The 16,578-nt window shown below is 67.0% G+C and carries 26 protein-coding genes; 1 reads left to right on the top strand and 25 read right to left on the bottom strand.

Annotation, left to right across the window (positions count from 1 at the left end):
* Nucleotide 1: 1 nt before the first annotated feature.
* Genes VH569_RS13170 through VH569_RS13200 form a run of 7 tightly spaced genes read right to left on the bottom strand, consistent with a single transcriptional unit; the run spans nucleotide 2 to nucleotide 4,272 of the window.
* The gene (locus VH569_RS13170) at nucleotides 2-412 is read right to left on the bottom strand and encodes a phage tail terminator protein (protein ID WP_423315732.1); all 411 of its coding nucleotides are present in this window, start codon (nucleotides 410-412) and stop codon (nucleotides 2-4) included.
* Nucleotides 412-945 (bottom strand): phage virion morphogenesis protein, encoded by a 534-nt coding sequence (locus VH569_RS13175; protein ID WP_423315733.1) that lies wholly within the window; start codon nucleotides 943-945, stop codon nucleotides 412-414. The genes VH569_RS13170 and VH569_RS13175 overlap by 1 nt, the downstream gene beginning before the upstream one ends.
* Nucleotides 942-1,379 carry a gp436 family protein gene (locus VH569_RS13180; RefSeq protein WP_423315734.1) on the bottom strand — a complete coding sequence of 146 codons (438 nt, stop codon included), beginning with the start codon at nucleotides 1,377-1,379 and terminating at the stop codon, nucleotides 942-944. The genes VH569_RS13175 and VH569_RS13180 overlap by 4 nt, the downstream gene beginning before the upstream one ends.
* Nucleotides 1,376-1,750, bottom strand: a complete 375-nt coding sequence (locus VH569_RS13185; RefSeq protein WP_423315735.1) for a hypothetical protein — start codon at nucleotides 1,748-1,750, stop codon at nucleotides 1,376-1,378. The genes VH569_RS13180 and VH569_RS13185 overlap by 4 nt, the downstream gene beginning before the upstream one ends.
* A 10-nt stretch (nucleotides 1,751-1,760) precedes the next feature.
* A complete protein-coding gene (locus VH569_RS13190) occupies nucleotides 1,761-2,687 on the bottom strand; it encodes a hypothetical protein (protein WP_423315736.1) in 927 nt (308 codons plus the stop codon).
* Between the two features lie 9 nt (nucleotides 2,688-2,696).
* Nucleotides 2,697-3,116, bottom strand: coding sequence for a capsid cement protein (locus tag VH569_RS13195; protein WP_423315737.1), 420 nt, complete (start codon nucleotides 3,114-3,116; stop codon nucleotides 2,697-2,699).
* 13 nt (nucleotides 3,117-3,129) lie between these two features.
* A complete protein-coding gene (locus VH569_RS13200) occupies nucleotides 3,130-4,272 on the bottom strand; it encodes a hypothetical protein (RefSeq protein WP_423315738.1) in 1,143 nt (380 codons plus the stop codon).
* Nucleotides 4,273-4,655: 383 nt separating this feature from the next.
* On the opposite strand from VH569_RS13200, the gene VH569_RS13205 reads away from it, so the two are divergent.
* The gene (locus tag VH569_RS13205) at nucleotides 4,656-5,537 is read left to right on the top strand and encodes an AbiJ-NTD4 domain-containing protein (RefSeq protein WP_423315739.1); all 882 of its coding nucleotides are present in this window, start codon (nucleotides 4,656-4,658) and stop codon (nucleotides 5,535-5,537) included.
* Nucleotides 5,538-5,662: 125 nt separating this feature from the next.
* On the opposite strand, the gene VH569_RS13210 is transcribed toward VH569_RS13205, so the two are convergent.
* The 18 genes from VH569_RS13210 to VH569_RS13295 all read right to left on the bottom strand — a co-directional run bounded on the left by VH569_RS13210 (nucleotide 5,663) and on the right by VH569_RS13295 (nucleotide 16,573).
* The gene (locus tag VH569_RS13210; protein WP_423315740.1) at nucleotides 5,663-6,889 is read right to left on the bottom strand and encodes a PBECR2 nuclease fold domain-containing protein; all 1,227 of its coding nucleotides are present in this window, start codon (nucleotides 6,887-6,889) and stop codon (nucleotides 5,663-5,665) included.
* Nucleotides 6,861-7,607: a hypothetical protein gene (locus VH569_RS13215; RefSeq protein WP_423315741.1), complete on the bottom strand. Its 747-nt coding sequence runs from the start codon at nucleotides 7,605-7,607 to the stop codon at nucleotides 6,861-6,863. Before VH569_RS13215 ends, VH569_RS13210 begins: the two co-directional genes overlap by 29 nt.
* Nucleotides 7,573-7,767: a Com family DNA-binding transcriptional regulator gene (locus VH569_RS13220; RefSeq protein ID WP_423315742.1), complete on the bottom strand. Its 195-nt coding sequence runs from the start codon at nucleotides 7,765-7,767 to the stop codon at nucleotides 7,573-7,575. Before VH569_RS13220 ends, VH569_RS13215 begins: the two co-directional genes overlap by 35 nt.
* A gap of 144 nt (nucleotides 7,768-7,911) precedes the next feature.
* Nucleotides 7,912-9,453 carry a DUF935 domain-containing protein gene (locus tag VH569_RS13225; protein WP_423315743.1) on the bottom strand — a complete coding sequence of 514 codons (1,542 nt, stop codon included), beginning with the start codon at nucleotides 9,451-9,453 and terminating at the stop codon, nucleotides 7,912-7,914.
* Between the two features lie 4 nt (nucleotides 9,454-9,457).
* Nucleotides 9,458-11,089, bottom strand: coding sequence for a phage terminase large subunit (terL, locus tag VH569_RS13230; protein ID WP_423315744.1), 1,632 nt, complete (start codon nucleotides 11,087-11,089; stop codon nucleotides 9,458-9,460).
* Nucleotides 11,089-11,589: a DUF1804 family protein gene (locus VH569_RS13235; RefSeq protein ID WP_423315745.1), complete on the bottom strand. Its 501-nt coding sequence runs from the start codon at nucleotides 11,587-11,589 to the stop codon at nucleotides 11,089-11,091. The genes terL and VH569_RS13235 overlap by 1 nt, the downstream gene beginning before the upstream one ends.
* 3 nt (nucleotides 11,590-11,592) lie before the next feature.
* Nucleotides 11,593-12,180, bottom strand: coding sequence for a hypothetical protein (locus tag VH569_RS13240; RefSeq protein ID WP_423315746.1), 588 nt, complete (start codon nucleotides 12,178-12,180; stop codon nucleotides 11,593-11,595).
* Complete coding sequence (locus VH569_RS13245; protein ID WP_423315747.1) at nucleotides 12,177-12,521, bottom strand: DUF2730 family protein; 345 nt, start codon at nucleotides 12,519-12,521, stop codon at nucleotides 12,177-12,179. Before VH569_RS13245 ends, VH569_RS13240 begins: the two co-directional genes overlap by 4 nt.
* A 16-nt stretch (nucleotides 12,522-12,537) precedes the next feature.
* Nucleotides 12,538-12,768 carry a hypothetical protein gene (locus VH569_RS13250; protein ID WP_423315748.1) on the bottom strand — a complete coding sequence of 77 codons (231 nt, stop codon included), beginning with the start codon at nucleotides 12,766-12,768 and terminating at the stop codon, nucleotides 12,538-12,540.
* A 61-nt stretch (nucleotides 12,769-12,829) separates the two neighbouring features.
* Nucleotides 12,830-13,357, bottom strand: a complete 528-nt coding sequence (locus VH569_RS13255) for a hypothetical protein (RefSeq protein WP_423315749.1) — start codon at nucleotides 13,355-13,357, stop codon at nucleotides 12,830-12,832.
* 52 nt (nucleotides 13,358-13,409) lie between these two features.
* Nucleotides 13,410-13,859, bottom strand: coding sequence for a hypothetical protein (locus VH569_RS13260; protein ID WP_423315750.1), 450 nt, complete (start codon nucleotides 13,857-13,859; stop codon nucleotides 13,410-13,412).
* Nucleotides 13,860-13,861: 2 nt separating this feature from the next.
* A complete protein-coding gene (locus VH569_RS13265) occupies nucleotides 13,862-14,335 on the bottom strand; it encodes a phage protein GemA/Gp16 family protein (RefSeq protein ID WP_423315751.1) in 474 nt (157 codons plus the stop codon).
* The gene (locus VH569_RS13270) at nucleotides 14,332-14,607 is read right to left on the bottom strand and encodes a hypothetical protein (protein ID WP_423315752.1); all 276 of its coding nucleotides are present in this window, start codon (nucleotides 14,605-14,607) and stop codon (nucleotides 14,332-14,334) included. Before VH569_RS13270 ends, VH569_RS13265 begins: the two co-directional genes overlap by 4 nt.
* Entirely contained in the window at nucleotides 14,607-14,870 is a 264-nt protein-coding gene (locus tag VH569_RS13275) for a hypothetical protein (protein ID WP_423315753.1), read from the bottom strand. The genes VH569_RS13270 and VH569_RS13275 overlap by 1 nt, the downstream gene beginning before the upstream one ends.
* A complete protein-coding gene (locus VH569_RS13280; RefSeq protein WP_423315754.1) occupies nucleotides 14,867-15,109 on the bottom strand; it encodes a hypothetical protein in 243 nt (80 codons plus the stop codon). Before VH569_RS13280 ends, VH569_RS13275 begins: the two co-directional genes overlap by 4 nt.
* Complete coding sequence (locus tag VH569_RS13285; RefSeq protein ID WP_423315755.1) at nucleotides 15,106-15,864, bottom strand: DUF2786 domain-containing protein; 759 nt, start codon at nucleotides 15,862-15,864, stop codon at nucleotides 15,106-15,108. The genes VH569_RS13280 and VH569_RS13285 overlap by 4 nt, the downstream gene beginning before the upstream one ends.
* A complete protein-coding gene (locus VH569_RS13290) occupies nucleotides 15,861-16,217 on the bottom strand; it encodes a hypothetical protein (RefSeq protein WP_423315756.1) in 357 nt (118 codons plus the stop codon). The genes VH569_RS13285 and VH569_RS13290 overlap by 4 nt, the downstream gene beginning before the upstream one ends.
* Nucleotides 16,214-16,573 (bottom strand): hypothetical protein, encoded by a 360-nt coding sequence (locus VH569_RS13295; RefSeq protein ID WP_423315757.1) that lies wholly within the window; start codon nucleotides 16,571-16,573, stop codon nucleotides 16,214-16,216. Before VH569_RS13295 ends, VH569_RS13290 begins: the two co-directional genes overlap by 4 nt.
* Between the last annotated feature and the right edge of the window lie 5 nt (nucleotides 16,574-16,578).

Consider the following 16,578-nt stretch of genomic DNA (forward strand, 5'->3'; position numbering starts at 1 on the left):
ATCAGCTCCAGATGCGGAAGGTGTTCCGGTAGCGCAGCAGCCACCACACGCTGTCGTCGACGATGTCGACCAGCGAACCGCCGGCATATTCGACAGGGGTCTCCGCCCCCGGCGGTTGCCAGCCGGCCAGCAGACCGTTGACGGCGTCGCGCCAGCCGCCGATGACGTCGGCCGCCTTCGCGCCCTTCAGGTCGCCGGCAGACCGCAGGATCAGAAGCACGCCGAAGGTCTGCGACACGGTCTGGTCGGTGGCGAGAAAGGTGGCGGACGGCGCCGCACTCTCCGCCTGGGGGAAGACGAAGGCGCAGGGCGTGGCGGGCGGGACACCCTTGACGGCCGACAGGCCGATGATGCCCTCCACCGCGCGCAGCTCGCGGCAGTCCTTCAGACGGGTGACGACGTCCGCCAGCATCACGCCACCCCATCGCCAAGGGCGCGGCCGATGTGGGCACGCAGGATGCCGAGCATCATCGCCTCGTCGTCGCGGTCGATGCCGAGGAAGGGGCGCGGCGGGATGGTGACTTTCTTGCCCCGGCCAGCCTTGCCGCCGAACTGGTGGATGCGGGCATAGATGCGGTCGGACCCGACCTCCACCCCGTCCTGCGTGGCGCGGTGGTGGATGCCGCCCTTCAGATGGCCGCGATGCTGAAGGATCTTCAGCGCCGCGACATAGCGGGCCGCCGGCTTGCGCAGGTCGCCCTTCAACGTGAAGGTCTTGGCCCGGCTGCCGATACGACCGATGATCGTCTCAATCGACAGGGGCCGCCAGGGCCGGCCGGTCGGGTCGGTCTCGGTCTCGAAGCGCCGCAGGGTGGAGGTGACCAGAGCGGCGCCTATGTCGTCGAAGGCCGCCGTCAGGTCGCCGGTCGCCGCCGTCAGCCTGCCCAGCGCCGCCTGGATGCGGTCGTCGGACAGCGAGACGGAAACGCTGAAGCCGTTGGTCATCGGAACCCCTCCAATCCGCGGGCGTCAAAAATACGGGGCGGGACCACGCCTTTGACGCCGCCGCCGCTGGCAGAAGCTGGCGCCTCGACACCGGCGACGGCCAGCCGCACCCGTCCATCGGCCGCGTCGCGCATCTGGCGCAGGGTGTCGTCGTAAGCCTTCTGGATCGGTTCGGTCGGGCCGCCCCGGTTCAGGTACAGACGATGCCGGGCGATGTCGCAGGCCCAGCGCCGGACGACGTCCGGCACCGTCGCCAGCGGCGTGGCGTAGCGGGATGCCAGATAGCCGTCGATCAGCGATTGCGCCCCGGCGAGCGCGTCGGCCACCGTCCCCTCGTCGATGGCGTCGGCCGGCGGGTCCGCCCGGTCGGTCAGCGCGATCAGGTCGTCGGTGCCGAACGCGGCGATCAGGTCGGACAGGCTGGCGTAGGTCATGACGCGCCTCGTCCGCGACCGGCCCGGCCGGCCGGCTTGGCCGCCGGCTGAACGTCGACGGGCGGAGTGGGGGTGGGAGCGGCGGCGGCCGCAACGCCGCCGCTCCCGTCCGTGCCGGCCGGATGCCCAGTCGGGCCGGCGACGGTCTCGTTGAGGGGATCGGCAGGCGCGTCGTCGACCGGGAACAGCAGAAGCGGATCGCCTTCGTCGAAGTCCCGTTCCTCCGCCGGCCCGATCACGGAGCGCTTCACCAGCTCGTCCACGTCATCGTCGGGCAGGACGTGGCCGGCGGCGATCAGGTCGCCCGGCATGAGCTTCCGGCCGGCGACCTTGACGGGCGACAGGACGGGATGGATGAGCACGCGCACCATGGCCGCCCCCTTACTTGCAGTTCTGGATCAGGAAGCCGGCCGCCTCACCAGTCAGGACCGGGGCGCGCTCGAAGGTGGTCGGGTAGAACCAGGATGCCGGGTTGTTCTCGTAATAGGGCTGTTCGACGAGCGGGTTGCCGTCCATCGTGTAGGTGTAGCCGTAGCTCGGCTCTTCCATGCCGCTGGACACCTGCGGTGCGTAGGCCAGCACGCAGTCGTTGCCCCATACGTCCTGGAACTGCTGACCGTCGTGATAGACAGCCTCTCCGACCACGACGCGCTCCACTTCGATCATCCGGGCGAACTCGTCCAGCGTGACCGGACCCTTCTCGACATACTTGCGCCGTTCCAGCACCTGCGGGTTTTCCGACGCTGCGCTCCAGGCGGAGGGCGACAGAAGGCAGACATTCGGCCTCACGCCGGTAGAGGCGCGCACCGCCTCCTTGCCATCCTTGATGTCGGTGACGGGCTTGCCGGTGGCGGCCGACCACTTGTCTCCGGCCGACAGCGCCAGTTTGTGATTGGCGTCATAGAGGGCCGCATTGCGGGCGAGCCGCGACTGCTGGTATTCCAGCGCCAGCGTCAGGATCTTCATCACCCCGTTGATGGCCCGCTGCCCAAGGTCGATGCCCGGAACCGCCGACGCATCGCGCATCCATTCGCGCGGCACCTTGCCTTCCAGGCGCTCCTGATCCAGCGCGTAGGGCAGGCCCTCATAGCCGAACTGGACGCGCTTGGTGGCACCGCCCGGCGCGCGGGCGGCGTTGTAGAGCATGAACGCCTCCTTGCCGAACTGGAGGATCTTGCCGCCGCTGACGGCCACCGGCACGCGGGGGAACAGCAATTCGCCCACCAACTGCTGCTGGCGGTAGCCCTGCGCGTGGGTGGTGAGGATCGGGTCGACGACGCGGGCCGACCGGGTGTTGATGTCGGGCATGGAGGCTCCTTACCGGCGGAAGAGGACTTCGACGCGCTGACCGGGGCCGGTGGCGGCCTCCAGCGCATCGGCGAACACGAACTCGGGCAGATCGGCCCCCTGCAACACGGCGGCGCCGTTGGCGGCCGTGGAGGTGACGGCGGTGGCGCCGGCCTTGACGGCCAGCGGGCCGGTGGCGGGGATGGCCCGGCCCTGCGCATCGGCGATCAGGCTGTCGCCGGGATTGAAGGCGGCGCCCGCCTCCACCATGGCGGTGCCGACACAGGTGGCGGCGAACATCTCACCTTCAGCCGCGCTGTAGTCGGAGACGCCGGCCACCTTGGCGCCCTTGACGCCGATCTGCGCGCCGTCGAAGCCAACGCAACGGCAGGCGGCGACCGATGCCGTTGCCCGCCAGGACAGGGACATGAGGGATAGTGCCTGGGACATGCCGTGCTCCTTCTCAGACACCGCCGACCGCGCGAACCGCGGTGGCGTAATCGGTGCCGGGGTTCTTGCTCTGGTGGTCCAGCGCCTTCAGGTGGATGGCGAGACGATCCGGATCGACGCTGTAGCCGGACGGCGCCGCGAAGGCGGCGGCGGGGGCGTCCTTCCGGTCGGCCGGTGCGCGTTCGCTGAAATCGACCGTCTGGGGCAACTTGCCCAGCAGATCGCGGAACGCCTGCGACGGCGTCTTCTTGACGGACGTGCCATCGGCGGCGGCGAAAGCGACCGTGTCACCGGCGGCGGGCAGCGCGGCCATGAAGGCCAGCGTCTCGTTCTTCAAGCCGGCCGGCAGGCGGGCGTCCTTCACCAGCTCGTCGATGAAAGCGGCATTGTCGGCGGCCTGTCGCCGGGCCAGATCGGCGGCGAAGGCGGCCTCGCGCTGGACGAGGTCGGCCTCGCGCCGCGCCAGTTCGGCCGCGTCGGGGGTCTTGGTCATAAGGTCCTCTTCGGGGGCGGGAACGGGGGTGGCGAAGGCCGGGCTGTCCTCTTCCAACCGGGCAGCATCGCCGATCAGATCGTCGACGCGCCAAGCCGGAATGACGGCGTCGGCCTTCTCCGCGCCGTCACGTTCGATCAGGTACTCGCGGAAGCCGCGGAAGACGGAGGCGATGCCGCGGAGCGACCATGCCAGCCGGCCGGGTTCCACGGCGCCGAAGGCCACCACGCCGTCATCGTCGGCGCTGAAGGCGATGGGCTTCAGCCCGGCCACCGCCGGCACCGCTGCTCCCAGGAAGGCGACATGGCGCAGATACCACGTGCCGGGCACCGGGTTGTTCGGTGCGTCCGGATGGAAGAAGGCGGCGGAGCGGGCCTTGAAGCGGCCGGCCTCGATGGCGGCGGCGAAGGCAGGGTCGACCTGTTCGGTCTCGGCAACCAGCCGGCCATCCTCGACCGACAGCGACTTGACCCAGCCATAGGCCGGCAGGTCGTGCTTGGGATGGCCGACGCACAGCGGGGCCTGCACCAGCGCGGGATCGTAGATGGTCGCGGTCTGCGCCAGATCCCCGGCGGCGAACGACAGCGTGTCGCCGTTCATGGCCGTGTGGCGGCCAGGGGCGAAAATCTCGAAACGGGGAAGAGCGGTGGGCGTCGTCGTCACGGGTTGGGCCTCCGGGATGCGGAGGGAACCATGACGGGATTACCGCCTTCAGCCGACGCGGAACGACTTCCGTATAGGCGTCGGCTCGATGGGGGTGGGTGGCATCATGGCCCGGTTTCCCTTCCGCATGCAAACCCCCTCTTCCGAATAGCCCCATACGGCATTTTTGACGGGGGTTTAACGGGGGGTGCCGGGATCGGTAGCCACCTCGGTACCAAAGAAGCCTCCGAACGCCCTGCCGGCGATCCTACGGGGTTTTCAAAGAGACCACAGGGATAGAGGACTTTTTTTTGGAAAGGAGCTTCCGCTACTATATCGCATTAGGCATCCCCCAATGTCACGAAGCTCAACACCGTCCATCCGCAAGAAAGGTCTTTATAAGAATGAGTAATAAAAATTATGTTGATCGTCATTCAATGACATTTGCGCAAGCAGAGGGAGAAGAACCTTTGCCTTCACCACTAAAACTAAAAGAGTTGTCAAGCAGCCTCAGAAATGAACTCTGGTCAATGATTTTCGTAAGCATCCAAAGAGATAAACAAACAAGTGGTTATAACGGTAATGAATATGCGGGACAGAAGTGGTCTCCGATACTGGAGCGGCTCCATTTATATCATTTTAACAGACCTATTGATGAATATACCAATAATCTAGAAAATTGGATACCAGAATTAAAGAAAATATGCTTGAAGGGAGACTACATAAAAGTATTCGGCCTTTTCCAGTTCATCATAAGGACCCTTAAGCAGAACGATCAATTCATAAATGTAATTGACTCCGTACTAAAAAAACATAAATCGGCTTATTTCTTAGTAGACGGAAAGACTTTTTTTCCAATTTCAAGCGATGCTGAAAAATCAGTTGTAGTTAGTGCGCTCGATGCACTTTCAAAATCTGAATATGGCGGCGCTCGCTCGCATATAATAAAAGCTATAGAGGAATTTGAGAGCGGAGACAATGCCGGGGCTGTTCGTGAAGCGATACACGCGGTGGAAGCGGTGGCACGATCTATGGAACCAAGCGCAAATACTCTTGCACCAGCATTAGCAAAGTTAGAAAAGACCAGTAGAATTCATCCCGCCCTAAAAGCAGCATTTAGTTGCCTCTATGGCTATACAAGCGACGAAGAGGGCGTTCGCCATGCTCTTGTTGAAAATTCATCAGCACAAGTTGAGACTGAAGAAGCATTGTTTATGATCGGAGCCTGCGCGTCATTTGTCACCTATTTAATCGCCAAGGGAAAGATCGTTTCAAATTCTAAATAGGATATTTCGATCCAAGATTGGACAAAGCAAGGAAGCAAGAATATATTTTGACCGTGACGGTACCGGCCTGCCCGCCGGGATCAGAAGGGCCGTCACTGGCACGGGCCGGCGGCGGCCCGCGCCCTTTATCCCTCCCCGCGTCGGAACAGCAGCGCACCGATGCGCTGGCGATCCAGATAGCCAGCGCGTTCCGGCGCGAAGCTGGTGACGCCGATCCAGCCTTTCCGCGACCATTCGAACACGGTGTAGAGACCCGCGCCATCCGGCAGTTCCACCCGCTTGATGTAGCGGCGGCGCAGCACCGGTTCCCCTTCGACTTTCGCCCACGTCGCCCACACCTCGTCGGGGTCGCGCAACGCATCGGCCGCAAGCAGCAGATAGCGCTCACGCCCCCACTTGGTGACCTTCAGCTTGCCGGCCCCCGTTTCGAAGAGCGTGCGGCCGACCGCTAGCAACGTACCGGTGACGTCGCGGAAGGGGGCCGGCCAGTCTGGGGTCGCCCCGAACTCGTCCAGGAAGCGGTTGACGTACTCTTCCGGCTCCAAGTCGTCGGGCAACAGCCGGTCGGCCGCCACCGGCGCCGGGTCGGGCAACGGTAGCAGATCGGCCGGACGGGTCTGGACGTCCGGATCATAGTCCGGCAGAGGCTCCTGCAATTCGGGCGGCACCGCCCCCCGTAACCACGCCCGGCCGACGTTGTAGCCGAACCCGGTGTCGATGCCTTCCGGGGTGGGCCACACTTCCTTGGAGCCGTCCGCCAGCGTCACCAGCCGGTTCTCCAGGGCGGTGGCGGGCGCCTGTTCCGACACCGTCCAGCCGTAGCGCTCCAGATCGGCGGCGGACACGGACTGGACGGTGCAGCGGCAGTTCCAGCCGTTGGGCGGGTTATGGGTGTCCCACCACGGGTCGTCGGCCGGCAGGACGGTGCCGTGCCATTCCCGGTGGAGCGGCCGGGTGCGGCTGTCCAGGATGGCGGAATAGCGGACATAGGGCCGGTCGGCCTTCACCCGGTCGATCTGCGCCCATTTCCCGGCGGCGCGGGCGGTGCGCAGGTTGGTGTTGTAGATCACGGCCGACCGCCAGCCGCGGGTGCCGTTGTAGCTCCATCCATGGGTGGCGACGATGCGGTCGAAGTCCTTGCGGAAGTCGGTCAGCGTCGTCCCGTCGGCAATGGCACGGTCGACCGCCTTGCGGAAATCCTCCAACAAGGCGGCCGACGTGGCACCGGCGACGGCGAAGGCGCGGGCGTGCGCGCCTTCCTTCAGGTCGGTCCAGGCCCGGCTGGGCAGCTTGACCTTGCGGCGGAAGAAGGTGATGGCTTCGTCAAAGGGCAGCGGTTCGACCACCGGCATCCTCCAATCCGGGTTTGGGATAAGGCAGAACCTTCTTCAGCAACCGCTTGCGCGCTGCCTGCCGCAGGAACAGGACATATCGGAACTGCCGGAAACGGTGCTTTTCCGCCCGATGCAGGTTGGCGCGCAGGAACGCCCCCCGGCCGCCGCCCTTCTTGTGAGCCGTCACCAGCAGATCGTGATACCACTCGCCGTCCAGGTGGTAGAACGTCGTCAAGTGGAAGCCGCAATAGACGAAGTTGCAGGCTTGATAGACCACGCCCCAGCATCCGCACCGCTCGTCCGCGAACGACTGGATCCATTGGACGTCCGGATAGGCCGCCTTGATGTATTTCGTTGCATAGCTGATCGCCATGCTTTCGCCGTTGCGTGGCACGTCATCGCTCAACCACATGCGATTGAGTTCGAGGTACTCGCGGTTCCCGGTTCCAGCCACCACGCTCTTGCCGCTCGCCGGGTTCATGGCGTAGCCGAACTGAAGGGCGCCCAGCAGCTTTCCGCGCAGGTACACGCCGAGGTGGATGTAGCTGTTCTGGACGATGCGCCCGGAATAATGGTGGCGAACGATGATGTCGGCCGCCATGGCGCGGGGGATCGTGGCGACGCGGAATTCCGCGTCGCCGAAGCCGATAACCTTCCGATTGTCCTGATGGTCGTACAGATAGCCGCGCGTACCGACCGCGCTAAGACGGGGATGCTCCCCAACCATGTTTCCCATGAACGTCCTGTGTCGAGTCGGACGCTCTTGGGCGTTCTGGTGGGGGGTTCGCGACCCTCACATGGTTCAGCGTGCCGCAACGCGGACACTTGATCTCCAGCATTTCCGCGGTTCCGCGCGCCAACAGCTTGGCGCAGGATCCGCAACGGATTTCCTCCATTCGAATTACTGCCTATGGTGCCCGTCCCCAGCGCTGGGGGCGGGATGACTTCGGTCATGCGAGCTTTACCCTCGCGGTTCGGGCTGTTAGCGCAGCCCGTCCCCCGCCAGCCTCCCGGCGGGGGAACCTGTGGGATGGACACCGTCATGCGGATGCCCCATCCAGAATTTCAGCACGCCCGCCCAGCTCCGCCACCAGCATGGCTTGCGCCAGCAGCTCGGCAAGCGGCGCGGCCGGAAGGATCGGATGCAGCGCGGCCAGCCGGCGCGCCACCTCGTCCAGGCCGCCGCCGGTCGCCTCCACCTCGTCGATCAGCGCGCGGATGCCATCCACCATCGCGTCCATGGCCGGAGCGGCGGCGACGTCCAACTGGTCCGCCAGATCGTCCACCACGTCGCGCGGCGCGGCCGGCGCGGCGAAGGAGGGAGACGGCGCCGCCTCCTTGGGGGCCAACACCCACCGGCCGTCGATCTGATCGGCCAGCGGCGCGGCCGGGTCCTCCGGCCGATAGCCCGCCTTCCGCGCCGCGGTCGCCGCGCCGATCTGGACCGTCAGGCGTTCCGCCCGCTTCCGGGCCAGATCTTCGACATCGGCCTCCTGCGTCGGGCGCGGACGCCAGACGGTCGGATAGGGCGCGCCCGGCATGTTGACATCGACGAGCCAGCGGACCAGCGAGGCGTTCAGCGTCCCGGACAGCAGATCGCAATCGGCGTCGGTCAGCTCCGCCCGGACCTCGTTGTGGACACCGGCGGCGGCCTTGCTGCCGACGCTGCCGATGTTGGTGGTCAGCGTCTCGCCCAGCACGGCCTCGCTGATCTGCTCGTCCATGTACCGCACCAGGTCGTCGTAGGTGACGGCGCCGGAGCGGGCGGCCTCCAGCAACGAGACCTCCGTGCCGCTGGGGGCGATGAAGGCGGTCTGGCCGGACAGGCCGGAGAGGATGCCCAGCAGCTTGTCCTGATCGGCGTCCGACGTTCCCGGCGGGAACAGGCCCTTCACGGTGGGAGTGCCGAACTTCTCCGCGAACACCAGCCACAGGCCGATGCCCTGACGTTTGAACCACACCGGCCAGAACAGCTTGTGCCCAAGTCCCAGGCCGTAGGGGTCGCCGACCGGCGAGCCGAACTGGTGGACGACGAACTTCCGGTCCGGGAGTTCCTCCCCGTTGACCATGGCCTCCCAGGTCAGCAGCCGCAGCTGCCCGTCCTCGTCGAAGACGAAGCGGCGCTGATCGCGCGGGCGCAACTCCGCGGGCAGGACGAAGCCGGCTTCCTGGCGCCACATCACCTCTCCGACCGCGAACCCCTTCAGGATGGCGCCGGCCAAGTCCAGGCACGCCTTGTCGAAGGGGAAGGCGTCCAGCGCCGTCTGCACCAGTTCCGCCGCCTTGGCGCCGGCCCGGCCGGGCGCCCCCGGCCGCACCTCCCAGTCGCGGGCGACGATTGCCAGCTTGCGCTTCTGCAACACCGCATAGGCGTGGGCGTCGCGCTCGATCTCGTCATAGAGCCGCAGACCCTTGCCGCCGCCCCGCGCCAACAGCACGTCGTCCTGCGGACGCAGAACACCGGCGAACAGCGGCACGGTGATGTCGTTGCGGGCGGAGGCGACCTCCACCCTCAGATCGGCCGGCACCGGCGACCGGCTGGCGGACGGCGCGGGCAAGGTCTGGCGGCGCTTGCGGGCCATGGACTCAACCTCCATAGAAATCGGACAGGCCGCCGGCCCGGCCGGCAATCATCCGGGGGCCGGCCGTGCGCGGGATGCCGCTGGCGGCATGCAGGAAGGCGACGCGCCACAGCATCTCCAGCGCGTCGGGGCCGTCGTCATGGTCGGCGTTCGGGTAGTGGCGCAGCTGTTCCAGCAGCACCGTCTGGTTGGAGGCGAAGCGGATCAGGCCGTTGCGGACATGCGGTTCCAGGCTCTCGATCCGCAGCTCCTTGGAATACTGGTGGGTGAGGGCAATCGCCGGCACCGGGATCATCTCTTTGGCCGATTTCTTCACCAGCTCTTCCATCAGGAACGCCTGGAACTGGACGGTCTCAATGCCCCAGCGCAGGCAGCCGAATTCCTTCTGCGCCGCGATCACGTCGTCGATGATCAGGCTGGGAACGCGGCGGCGGACGGCGGCATGGGCGATGTCCAGGATCCCGGTTTCGCGGTCCAGCGCGCCGACCAGGATGGCGCTCGGATCGTTGCGCTTGCTTTCCTTTCCCAGGCTGGGGTCCAGCGCGCCGAAATGAACCCAGAACCGCGACGGCTGAACCCAGAAGATGACCTGTCCGAACAGGGAATTGGTGTCGCTGACGGTGTTCTGATACTCGCTGTTGAAGGCGCTTTCCCCGATGCGGACCTTGATCTTCATCAGCCGGACAAAGGGCTGGACGGAGGGCCACAGCACTTCGGTTCCGGCCTCCATCTCGGCGACATGCGCAGCGTGGAAGGCGTCGGCCGCTGCCTCCCCCTCGTTCCTCAGCGTCTCTTCCCAGCGCTCCCACAGGTCCATCCGGTCCGGCTGGCGCAGGATCGCCCGGAAGATCTTGTGCCGCCACATCGGGTTCTTCAGCTTGCGGGCCAGCACGGCGTCGTGATGCAGGATGGTGCCGACATAGATCAGGTCCATGGAGCCATCCGGCGGCCCCAGCGGTTCCACCGTGCGGTCGATCCAGCCCTCCAGCTTGTCGCGCAGCTCCGGATTGCGGACATTCTCGTCATTCTCCAGGTCGTCGCAGACGACCAAGTCGGGGCGCTGGGCACCGTGCCGGAAACCGCGCAGGCGCTTCCCGGACCCCCGCGCCTGCAACTTCGCACCGTTCCGGGTGACGATCTCGCCCACCTGCCATGTCGGCCCCTGCCCGGCCAGCTCCGGGAAGTCGGCGGCCAGACGGGGGTTGACCTCGATCTCCGCCTTGATGCCTTCCAGGACGACGGCGGCCAGATCGGTGGCGTCGGACAGGATGACGGGGTAGGTCTTCCGCCCGGTCGCCACGCACCACAGGACGAAGATCTGGGAGACGTGGGTGGTCTTCGCGTTGCCGCGCGGTGCGGCGATGGCATAGCGGATGCCCTCCGGCCGCGTCACGATCCAGGGCAGCGTCTCGAAGAGCCATTCGTGGAAGCTGGACGCCACCCCCCGGCAGTGGTGGGGGAAATAGGTCTCGGCGAAGAAGCGGTAATCGCCCTCCGCCCGCTTGCGCCGGGCGGCCGACGCCGCCGGGTCCTGATCGAAGCCGTCCACCTGCGCTTCGATGGTGCGGCGCAGTTCCGCGCCGACCTCCGCCATCCGCTTGAGGAAGTCGGCCGCCTTGACGTCCTGCTTCGCCATCAGCCGTACCGTTGCGCCGTTTCAAGCGCGAAGGGTTCCAGCACCTCCGCCAGGGCGGGGGCATGCTGGGGGTAGCGCTGGGAGACGAAGGCCGCCAGCTCTTGCAGCAACTCCGAGGCGACGGCGAAACGGTGCAGGTCCGGGGCGGCCTTGGCGGTGGCGTTCATCGTCTTGGTGAAGGCGTCGGCCAAGCGGCTCATGGCTTCCGCCTTCGCCAGGGCGCTTTCCTTCGGCAGGTCCATGACTTCGCTGGTGACGCTCTGGTGCAGGGTCAGAAAGTCCTGCAGGACGATCTGGGCCACCGCCCCGGCGCCGGCCGACGACAGGCTGGCGGCGGAGCGGGCACGCTCCCAATCGTCGCCTTCGCCTTCGGCCTGGGTCTTCCAGCGCCGGGCGGTGCCGAGCGGCACGCCGACCCGGTCGGCCGCCGCCTCCAGCGACAGACGGTCATAGACGTAGGCTTGGCGCAGCCGTTGGCGGGTTTCGGGCGGATGGGCCATGGCTCACCCCAGCGTGGCGCGGGCGGAGCGGGCGGCGGCGCCCATCATCTCGGACGGCGATGGAACCTTGATGCCATCGACCACGTCCCGACCGGCGGCGACATCGGCGGCACGCGGCAGAAGGCGCACCAGACCGTCAGCGGTCGGGGAGACCAGCTTCTCTGCGAACAGCCACGTGATCGCATCGACGACGGCCGAACGCGGAACCTCCAGGCAGAGCGCCAACGCACGGGCATGCAGCCAGTCCGCGGTCGGAGGCGGGGCGACGCCGAAGGTCTCGACGGTACCGACCGACACCTCCAGCCCGCGCTGGGTCAGCCGCAGGCCGGGCACGGCGTCGGTGCCGGCCGGGGTGCAGAGGTTCTGTTCGGTCAGCCACCCGGCCAGCGTGCGCATCTGATCGCGGGTGACGGGGCAGCCGGCCGCCGTCAGCTCGTCCTGGATCAGAGACAGGTTGGCCGTGCGGCCGGGCGCCTGCCACAGGGCGTGGAGTGCCCAGAAGCGGCGCGCCTCGTCCACCGGCGTCTCGGTCAGGCAGCGCAGGATGACGAGACGCAGATGTTCCGTCAGCCGGTCGGCAAAGGTCTTCATGACACCTTCTCCAGTTGATGCTTGACCAGCATGGCGAGTTGTTCGCGCATGCCCTGCATGCCGGTGCCGACAGTGGCGTTCAGCGCCTTGACGTCGCCGGCCACTTCGCCCAAACCTTCGCGCAGCCGGGCGATGTCCTCATGCGTCGGACCCTGATCGACACGCGCCGTCAGGGCGGCATGTTCCAGTTCCATGCGGTCGACCCGTTCGGCCAGGGCCTTGACGTCGCCGCGCGCGGCGAACTCGCCCTTGAGCCGCCACATGATGGCCGCGCAGACGAGCGCGCCCACGCCCAGCACGATGGTGGAAACGCTCTGCACCTGTGCCAACGTGATGTCCATGGACGCGCCCCTCCGGTCAGCCGATCACGCGGGTGGCGCGCAGGCGGCCCCAGAACGACAGGGCGCCGCCGATCAGCGCGCCGCCCCCCGTGATCAGCTCCACCGCCTGACTTTGCAGGTCCGGCGGCAGGGCATGGCCGGCAAGGCCGGCAAGGGCCGACAGGGTGGTGACACCCGCACCGATGATGGTGCGGGACTGGTACCAGGGCTTGCTGTCGGCCCCGGTCCCGCTGGACTGGTCGCTCATGCTGTTGGTCTCCGGTTGGAACATGGATGCCGGCCCCCGTCCGGGCGCCGCCGGCAGGGCGTTACAGGCTTCCGGCCACCAGCCGGTCCCAGTTCCGGACGAAGTCTTCGGTGGTCCCCTTGCCGCGCGGCGTGTTGTACGCCTGCTTCCAGATCCAGGCGTGGCCGGCCACGTCGCCGGGCGCCGCCAGCCGGTAGGGGCTACGGTAAATGACCAACCGGGCGATGGCGGTGGCGTAAGCGAGATTGGTCGCCAGCTGGTGATCGGGCGACGGATCGGCGGCCAGCAGACGGCAGACGCGCTCGTTCAGCGCCGGGCGGTGGCGCAGGAAATTGGCGTGGATGTCGGCGCGGGTGGCGGGCTCGATCTGATACAGCCCATAGGCGGGACCGAGACGGGTGTCGTTCGGCCCGGTGATCTGGTCGAGGGCACGGAAGCCGCTTTCCTGCGCGGCAATGCCGACCAGAAGCTCCACGGCGCTGGGGCTGTCGATGCCGGGAACGTCCGGGCCGGCCAGACGGGCCAGCGTGTCGCGGACGACGTAAAGCGCGAAATGACGGGGCGAGATGCCCGACAGACTGGAGACCATGGTCCACCCGTCGCGGTTGTTGCAACGGTTGGACCGTGCCCGTATGCGGGCGTTATTTCGACGCGGAAGGGGTTCCGCTCAGCCAGTCGACCAAGTCGGTCTGGCGTTCGTCCTTGGGCTTGGCCCGGCGCGGACGGGTCCAGGTCGCCGGCATGCCGGCGTTGCGGGTCATGCGAACGTAGCGTTCCGTCGCCCCGGTCGCCACCGCGATTTCGCGGGTAGTCCCTTCGGCGAGCAGAACCTTCGCCTTCAGGGTATCTTCCAGGCAGGCGCGCGACGGGATGTCCAGGCGGCAGGGACCGCAGATGTCGATCAGCGCGGCGGCAGCCTCCGCGCCGATCAGCTCCACCAGCGGCGACGGCTCACGCAGCCGGCCGGGCACGCTGCGCTTGGTCCCACCCCATTCGCGGACGAGGCGCAAAGCCGCACCGCCATGGCCGCGCCGGGCGAGGTCGCCAAGCGGGCCGGGCAGACGGGCGGAGAGTGTGCGGTCGTCTGCCATGGTCAAGACTCCAAGATCACGCCCTTGCGCCGCGCCATCGCCTTCAGCGCCTCGATGGCGCGGCCGGCTGCGGCGGCGTCCAGCCGGCCGACATCCTGTCCGGTGCGGTTGCGCACGAAGGCTTCCAGCGCCGTGTCGGAACGGTCGCGGATGACACCGGCATCGGCCAGCGTGATCCACAGCGCGCGGATTTTGCCGAGCTGGGGCGAAGCGGCATAGCGGGACTTGGCAGGAACGGCCCCGGCCCGGCCGCTCCGGGCGGCGGTGCGCGGGGCGCCGGCCTTGTGCAACCCGTCCACCACGGCCTTCAGCTGCCGCTCCGTCATGGCGCGGGTGCTGGTGAGGCCATCGGCGGCAAGACCCAGGAAGGCACGCCACGTGTCCTCGTCGGCCATGGCCGGGACCAAACGGCGCAGGGTCTGGACTTTGACGCGCAGGGGTTGGAGCCGGTCGTTTTTGACGGTGACGGTGGTCATGATCTGGTCTTCCATTCCTTGCGCCACTGGCGGCGTTCGGCCGCCTGGATGGTGCGCTGTTCCTTCATGCCGGAAGCGTAGGACAGGGCGCGGGACAGAACGTCGAAGCCGATGGGGCCGACGCGGCTCCCCACCGCGCCGAAGGCGATGGCAAGATCATCCGTGCTGATGCCCTTCACCAGTTCGGCCAAGCGCCGGCCCTTTCCGGCCATGGCCGCGTCGATGGCCGCGCAGATGGCGTCAGTGCTGGGGGCGGGTTGACGCTTCGCCATCAGTCCCTCCGCTCCACGGCGTCGTTGAAGCGCGACACCATCTCCGGCCCGGACATGCCCGCTGCACGGCACAGGCTGACCAGCAGACGGATCAGTTCTCCGGGATCGGTGGCACCGGCCGCCGGTCGCCCGGCCCCCACCGTGACGATGCCCAGCAGCAGCCCGACCAGTTCGCCCCGGAAGGTGCCCACCACGGCTTCTCCCCGCCGGAGCCGGCGGACAGCAGCAGCGGCGGCAATCGCCAACTTGACGGTGTCCGTCATGGTGCACCTGCCGACAGGAGCGCGTCGCGCAGGACGGCGGCAAGACACGGCAGGCCGCGTCCCATCGCGCGCTCGGGCAGGCACGCGGGAATGCCCCGCACCGGCCGGAGCGCCCGGACGTGCGGTCCATCCACCAGAAATGCGACCTCTTCGGGATGGCCGGGGATGCCAGCCACCAGAAGGACGGGGACCACGCCGTCATCGTACAGGTCGATGGACAGGGCGATGGCGGCGCTCATGGCATCAGCCCTTTCGCAGCTTCGGCCAGACGGTCGAGAGGGTCGGTGCCGATCCGCGCCGGTGCCGCCCCACCCACCCCCACACCGGTGTTCAGTTCGGCGGACTGCCCGTCATGCCGGCCGGATTGCCAGTCCCGATGCTCGTAATCCCGCAGGTTACGGGAGGCGTTGCGGTCACGCGGGGACAGTTCGGTCAATGAGGGATATGTCAGCGCGACATACGCCTTGATGGCGTCGCCGTCTTCCGGCCGCCGCGCCATGCGGTTGACCGTCTTCGCGACGCCGGCAACCCAGCCGTCACAGAACAGGTCGGCGCGCCTCACCTTGTTGGCCCGCACGGTGACGCGCTTCAGCTTTTCGGCGATGTAGGTTCGACGGGCACGGCTCAACTGGCGGTGCAGGACGTCGAAGGCGTAGGCCGCGACTTCCGGCAGCGGGTCGATGCCGATGAAAGACCAACGGCCGGACATGTGGAAGATCAGATCACAAGCGAAGGCTCGTCCGATCAGCCCGGCAAGCCCATTCTCCCATTTTGGGGGGTCGTTCGCCCGTGTTCCCCGCTCCGTTTGGTTTTCGCAAGCATCGTGCGCCCGGCATTCCTGATCGGAGATGCCGCCTTCCTCCATCAGCCGTTGCGCCATCGCCAGGGCGGTGGCCGCCTCATGCTCGGTGGCACCGGGGTCGCGCGCCACAGCCAACAGCTTGCGCACCCGCTCGATGCGTCTGGCACGCTCGGATGTATCATGGCTGCTCATGCCCGCCCCTCCGTCAAGGGCACGCCCCAGGCGAGCGCGTCGTCCACCCCGATTGCCGCCTGGATGGTGCCGGTATCGGGCAAGGGCTGCCCTGCCGCCATGGCATCACGGACGGCGGTCAGGTGCTTCTGGGCGTCACTCAACTCCTGGATCGCGTCGTCCAGGGAGTGGGCATGGTTGGCGGCAAGCGTCGAGACGAGCGAGGTGTAAGCCGTCACCAGCGCGTAGAGGGTGTCGGACAGGCCGAAATCCCGCTCCACCACGGAAACCTGCGCCAGAACGGCCAGCATGACGGGAGAGGTGGGCGGCGACGTCGCCGCGCCATGCTGCGCAAGGAGATAGCAGAGGCTCATTTCCCGGCCCCTCCCTTCTCCCGGTTCGCGATCATCCTCGCGGTGCGGATCCCGACGCGGTCGCCGCCATCGTTGACGTCCTTCGCCATTGCAGCGCAGCAGTGCTGGCAAAAGAAGAACTCGGTGCGCTGGATGTCCGCCACCTCGTCCCCGTCCTCTTCGCAACCGCGTTGCTCAACCAAGTGACGGCATCGCGTGCCGGGAGTAAGCCTGCCGCCGCAGGTATGGCACCGGGGCGGTTCGGGAGCGGTGATGAACGTGTCGGATGTTGTGCGCGTGCCCAGATCGCCGAAGTCTCCTTCGAAGGGGTCGTAGCTAAGAGCATCCGGTTCGTTGAAGGTGAGGATGTTTGCCATGGCTT

This window comes from Azospirillum sp. 11R-A, from assembly GCF_049472615.1.
GTDB lineage: Bacteria > Pseudomonadota > Alphaproteobacteria > Azospirillales > Azospirillaceae > Azospirillum > Azospirillum palustre.

Excerpts from the sequence above, each read along its gene's own strand:
- VH569_RS13170 (WP_423315732.1), bottom strand. The coding sequence starts at position 412 with ATGCTGGCGGACGTCGTCACCCGTCTGAAGGACTGCCGCGAGCTGCGC.
- VH569_RS13175 (WP_423315733.1), bottom strand. The coding sequence starts at position 945 with ATGACCAACGGCTTCAGCGTTTCCGTCTCGCTGTCCGACGACCGCATC.
- VH569_RS13180 (WP_423315734.1), bottom strand. The coding sequence starts at position 1,379 with ATGACCTACGCCAGCCTGTCCGACCTGATCGCCGCGTTCGGCACCGAC.
- VH569_RS13185 (WP_423315735.1), bottom strand. The coding sequence starts at position 1,750 with ATGGTGCGCGTGCTCATCCATCCCGTCCTGTCGCCCGTCAAGGTCGCC.
- VH569_RS13190 (WP_423315736.1), bottom strand. The coding sequence starts at position 2,687 with ATGCCCGACATCAACACCCGGTCGGCCCGCGTCGTCGACCCGATCCTC.
- VH569_RS13195 (WP_423315737.1), bottom strand. The coding sequence starts at position 3,116 with ATGTCCCAGGCACTATCCCTCATGTCCCTGTCCTGGCGGGCAACGGCA.
- VH569_RS13205 (WP_423315739.1), top strand. The coding sequence starts at position 4,656 with ATGAGTAATAAAAATTATGTTGATCGTCATTCAATGACATTTGCGCAA.
- VH569_RS13210 (WP_423315740.1), bottom strand. The coding sequence starts at position 6,889 with ATGCCGGTGGTCGAACCGCTGCCCTTTGACGAAGCCATCACCTTCTTC.
- VH569_RS13215 (WP_423315741.1), bottom strand. The coding sequence starts at position 7,607 with ATGGGAAACATGGTTGGGGAGCATCCCCGTCTTAGCGCGGTCGGTACG.
- VH569_RS13220 (WP_423315742.1), bottom strand. The coding sequence starts at position 7,767 with ATGGAGGAAATCCGTTGCGGATCCTGCGCCAAGCTGTTGGCGCGCGGA.
- VH569_RS13225 (WP_423315743.1), bottom strand. The coding sequence starts at position 9,453 with ATGGCCCGCAAGCGCCGCCAGACCTTGCCCGCGCCGTCCGCCAGCCGG.
- terL (WP_423315744.1), bottom strand. The coding sequence starts at position 11,089 with ATGGCGAAGCAGGACGTCAAGGCGGCCGACTTCCTCAAGCGGATGGCG.
- VH569_RS13235 (WP_423315745.1), bottom strand. The coding sequence starts at position 11,589 with ATGGCCCATCCGCCCGAAACCCGCCAACGGCTGCGCCAAGCCTACGTC.
- VH569_RS13240 (WP_423315746.1), bottom strand. The coding sequence starts at position 12,180 with ATGAAGACCTTTGCCGACCGGCTGACGGAACATCTGCGTCTCGTCATC.
- VH569_RS13245 (WP_423315747.1), bottom strand. The coding sequence starts at position 12,521 with ATGGACATCACGTTGGCACAGGTGCAGAGCGTTTCCACCATCGTGCTG.
- VH569_RS13250 (WP_423315748.1), bottom strand. The coding sequence starts at position 12,768 with ATGAGCGACCAGTCCAGCGGGACCGGGGCCGACAGCAAGCCCTGGTAC.
- VH569_RS13255 (WP_423315749.1), bottom strand. The coding sequence starts at position 13,357 with ATGGTCTCCAGTCTGTCGGGCATCTCGCCCCGTCATTTCGCGCTTTAC.
- VH569_RS13260 (WP_423315750.1), bottom strand. The coding sequence starts at position 13,859 with ATGGCAGACGACCGCACACTCTCCGCCCGTCTGCCCGGCCCGCTTGGC.
- VH569_RS13265 (WP_423315751.1), bottom strand. The coding sequence starts at position 14,335 with ATGACCACCGTCACCGTCAAAAACGACCGGCTCCAACCCCTGCGCGTC.
- VH569_RS13270 (WP_423315752.1), bottom strand. The coding sequence starts at position 14,607 with ATGGCGAAGCGTCAACCCGCCCCCAGCACTGACGCCATCTGCGCGGCC.
- VH569_RS13275 (WP_423315753.1), bottom strand. The coding sequence starts at position 14,870 with ATGACGGACACCGTCAAGTTGGCGATTGCCGCCGCTGCTGCTGTCCGC.
- VH569_RS13280 (WP_423315754.1), bottom strand. The coding sequence starts at position 15,109 with ATGAGCGCCGCCATCGCCCTGTCCATCGACCTGTACGATGACGGCGTG.
- VH569_RS13285 (WP_423315755.1), bottom strand. The coding sequence starts at position 15,864 with ATGAGCAGCCATGATACATCCGAGCGTGCCAGACGCATCGAGCGGGTG.
- VH569_RS13290 (WP_423315756.1), bottom strand. The coding sequence starts at position 16,217 with ATGAGCCTCTGCTATCTCCTTGCGCAGCATGGCGCGGCGACGTCGCCG.
- VH569_RS13295 (WP_423315757.1), bottom strand. The coding sequence starts at position 16,573 with ATGGCAAACATCCTCACCTTCAACGAACCGGATGCTCTTAGCTACGAC.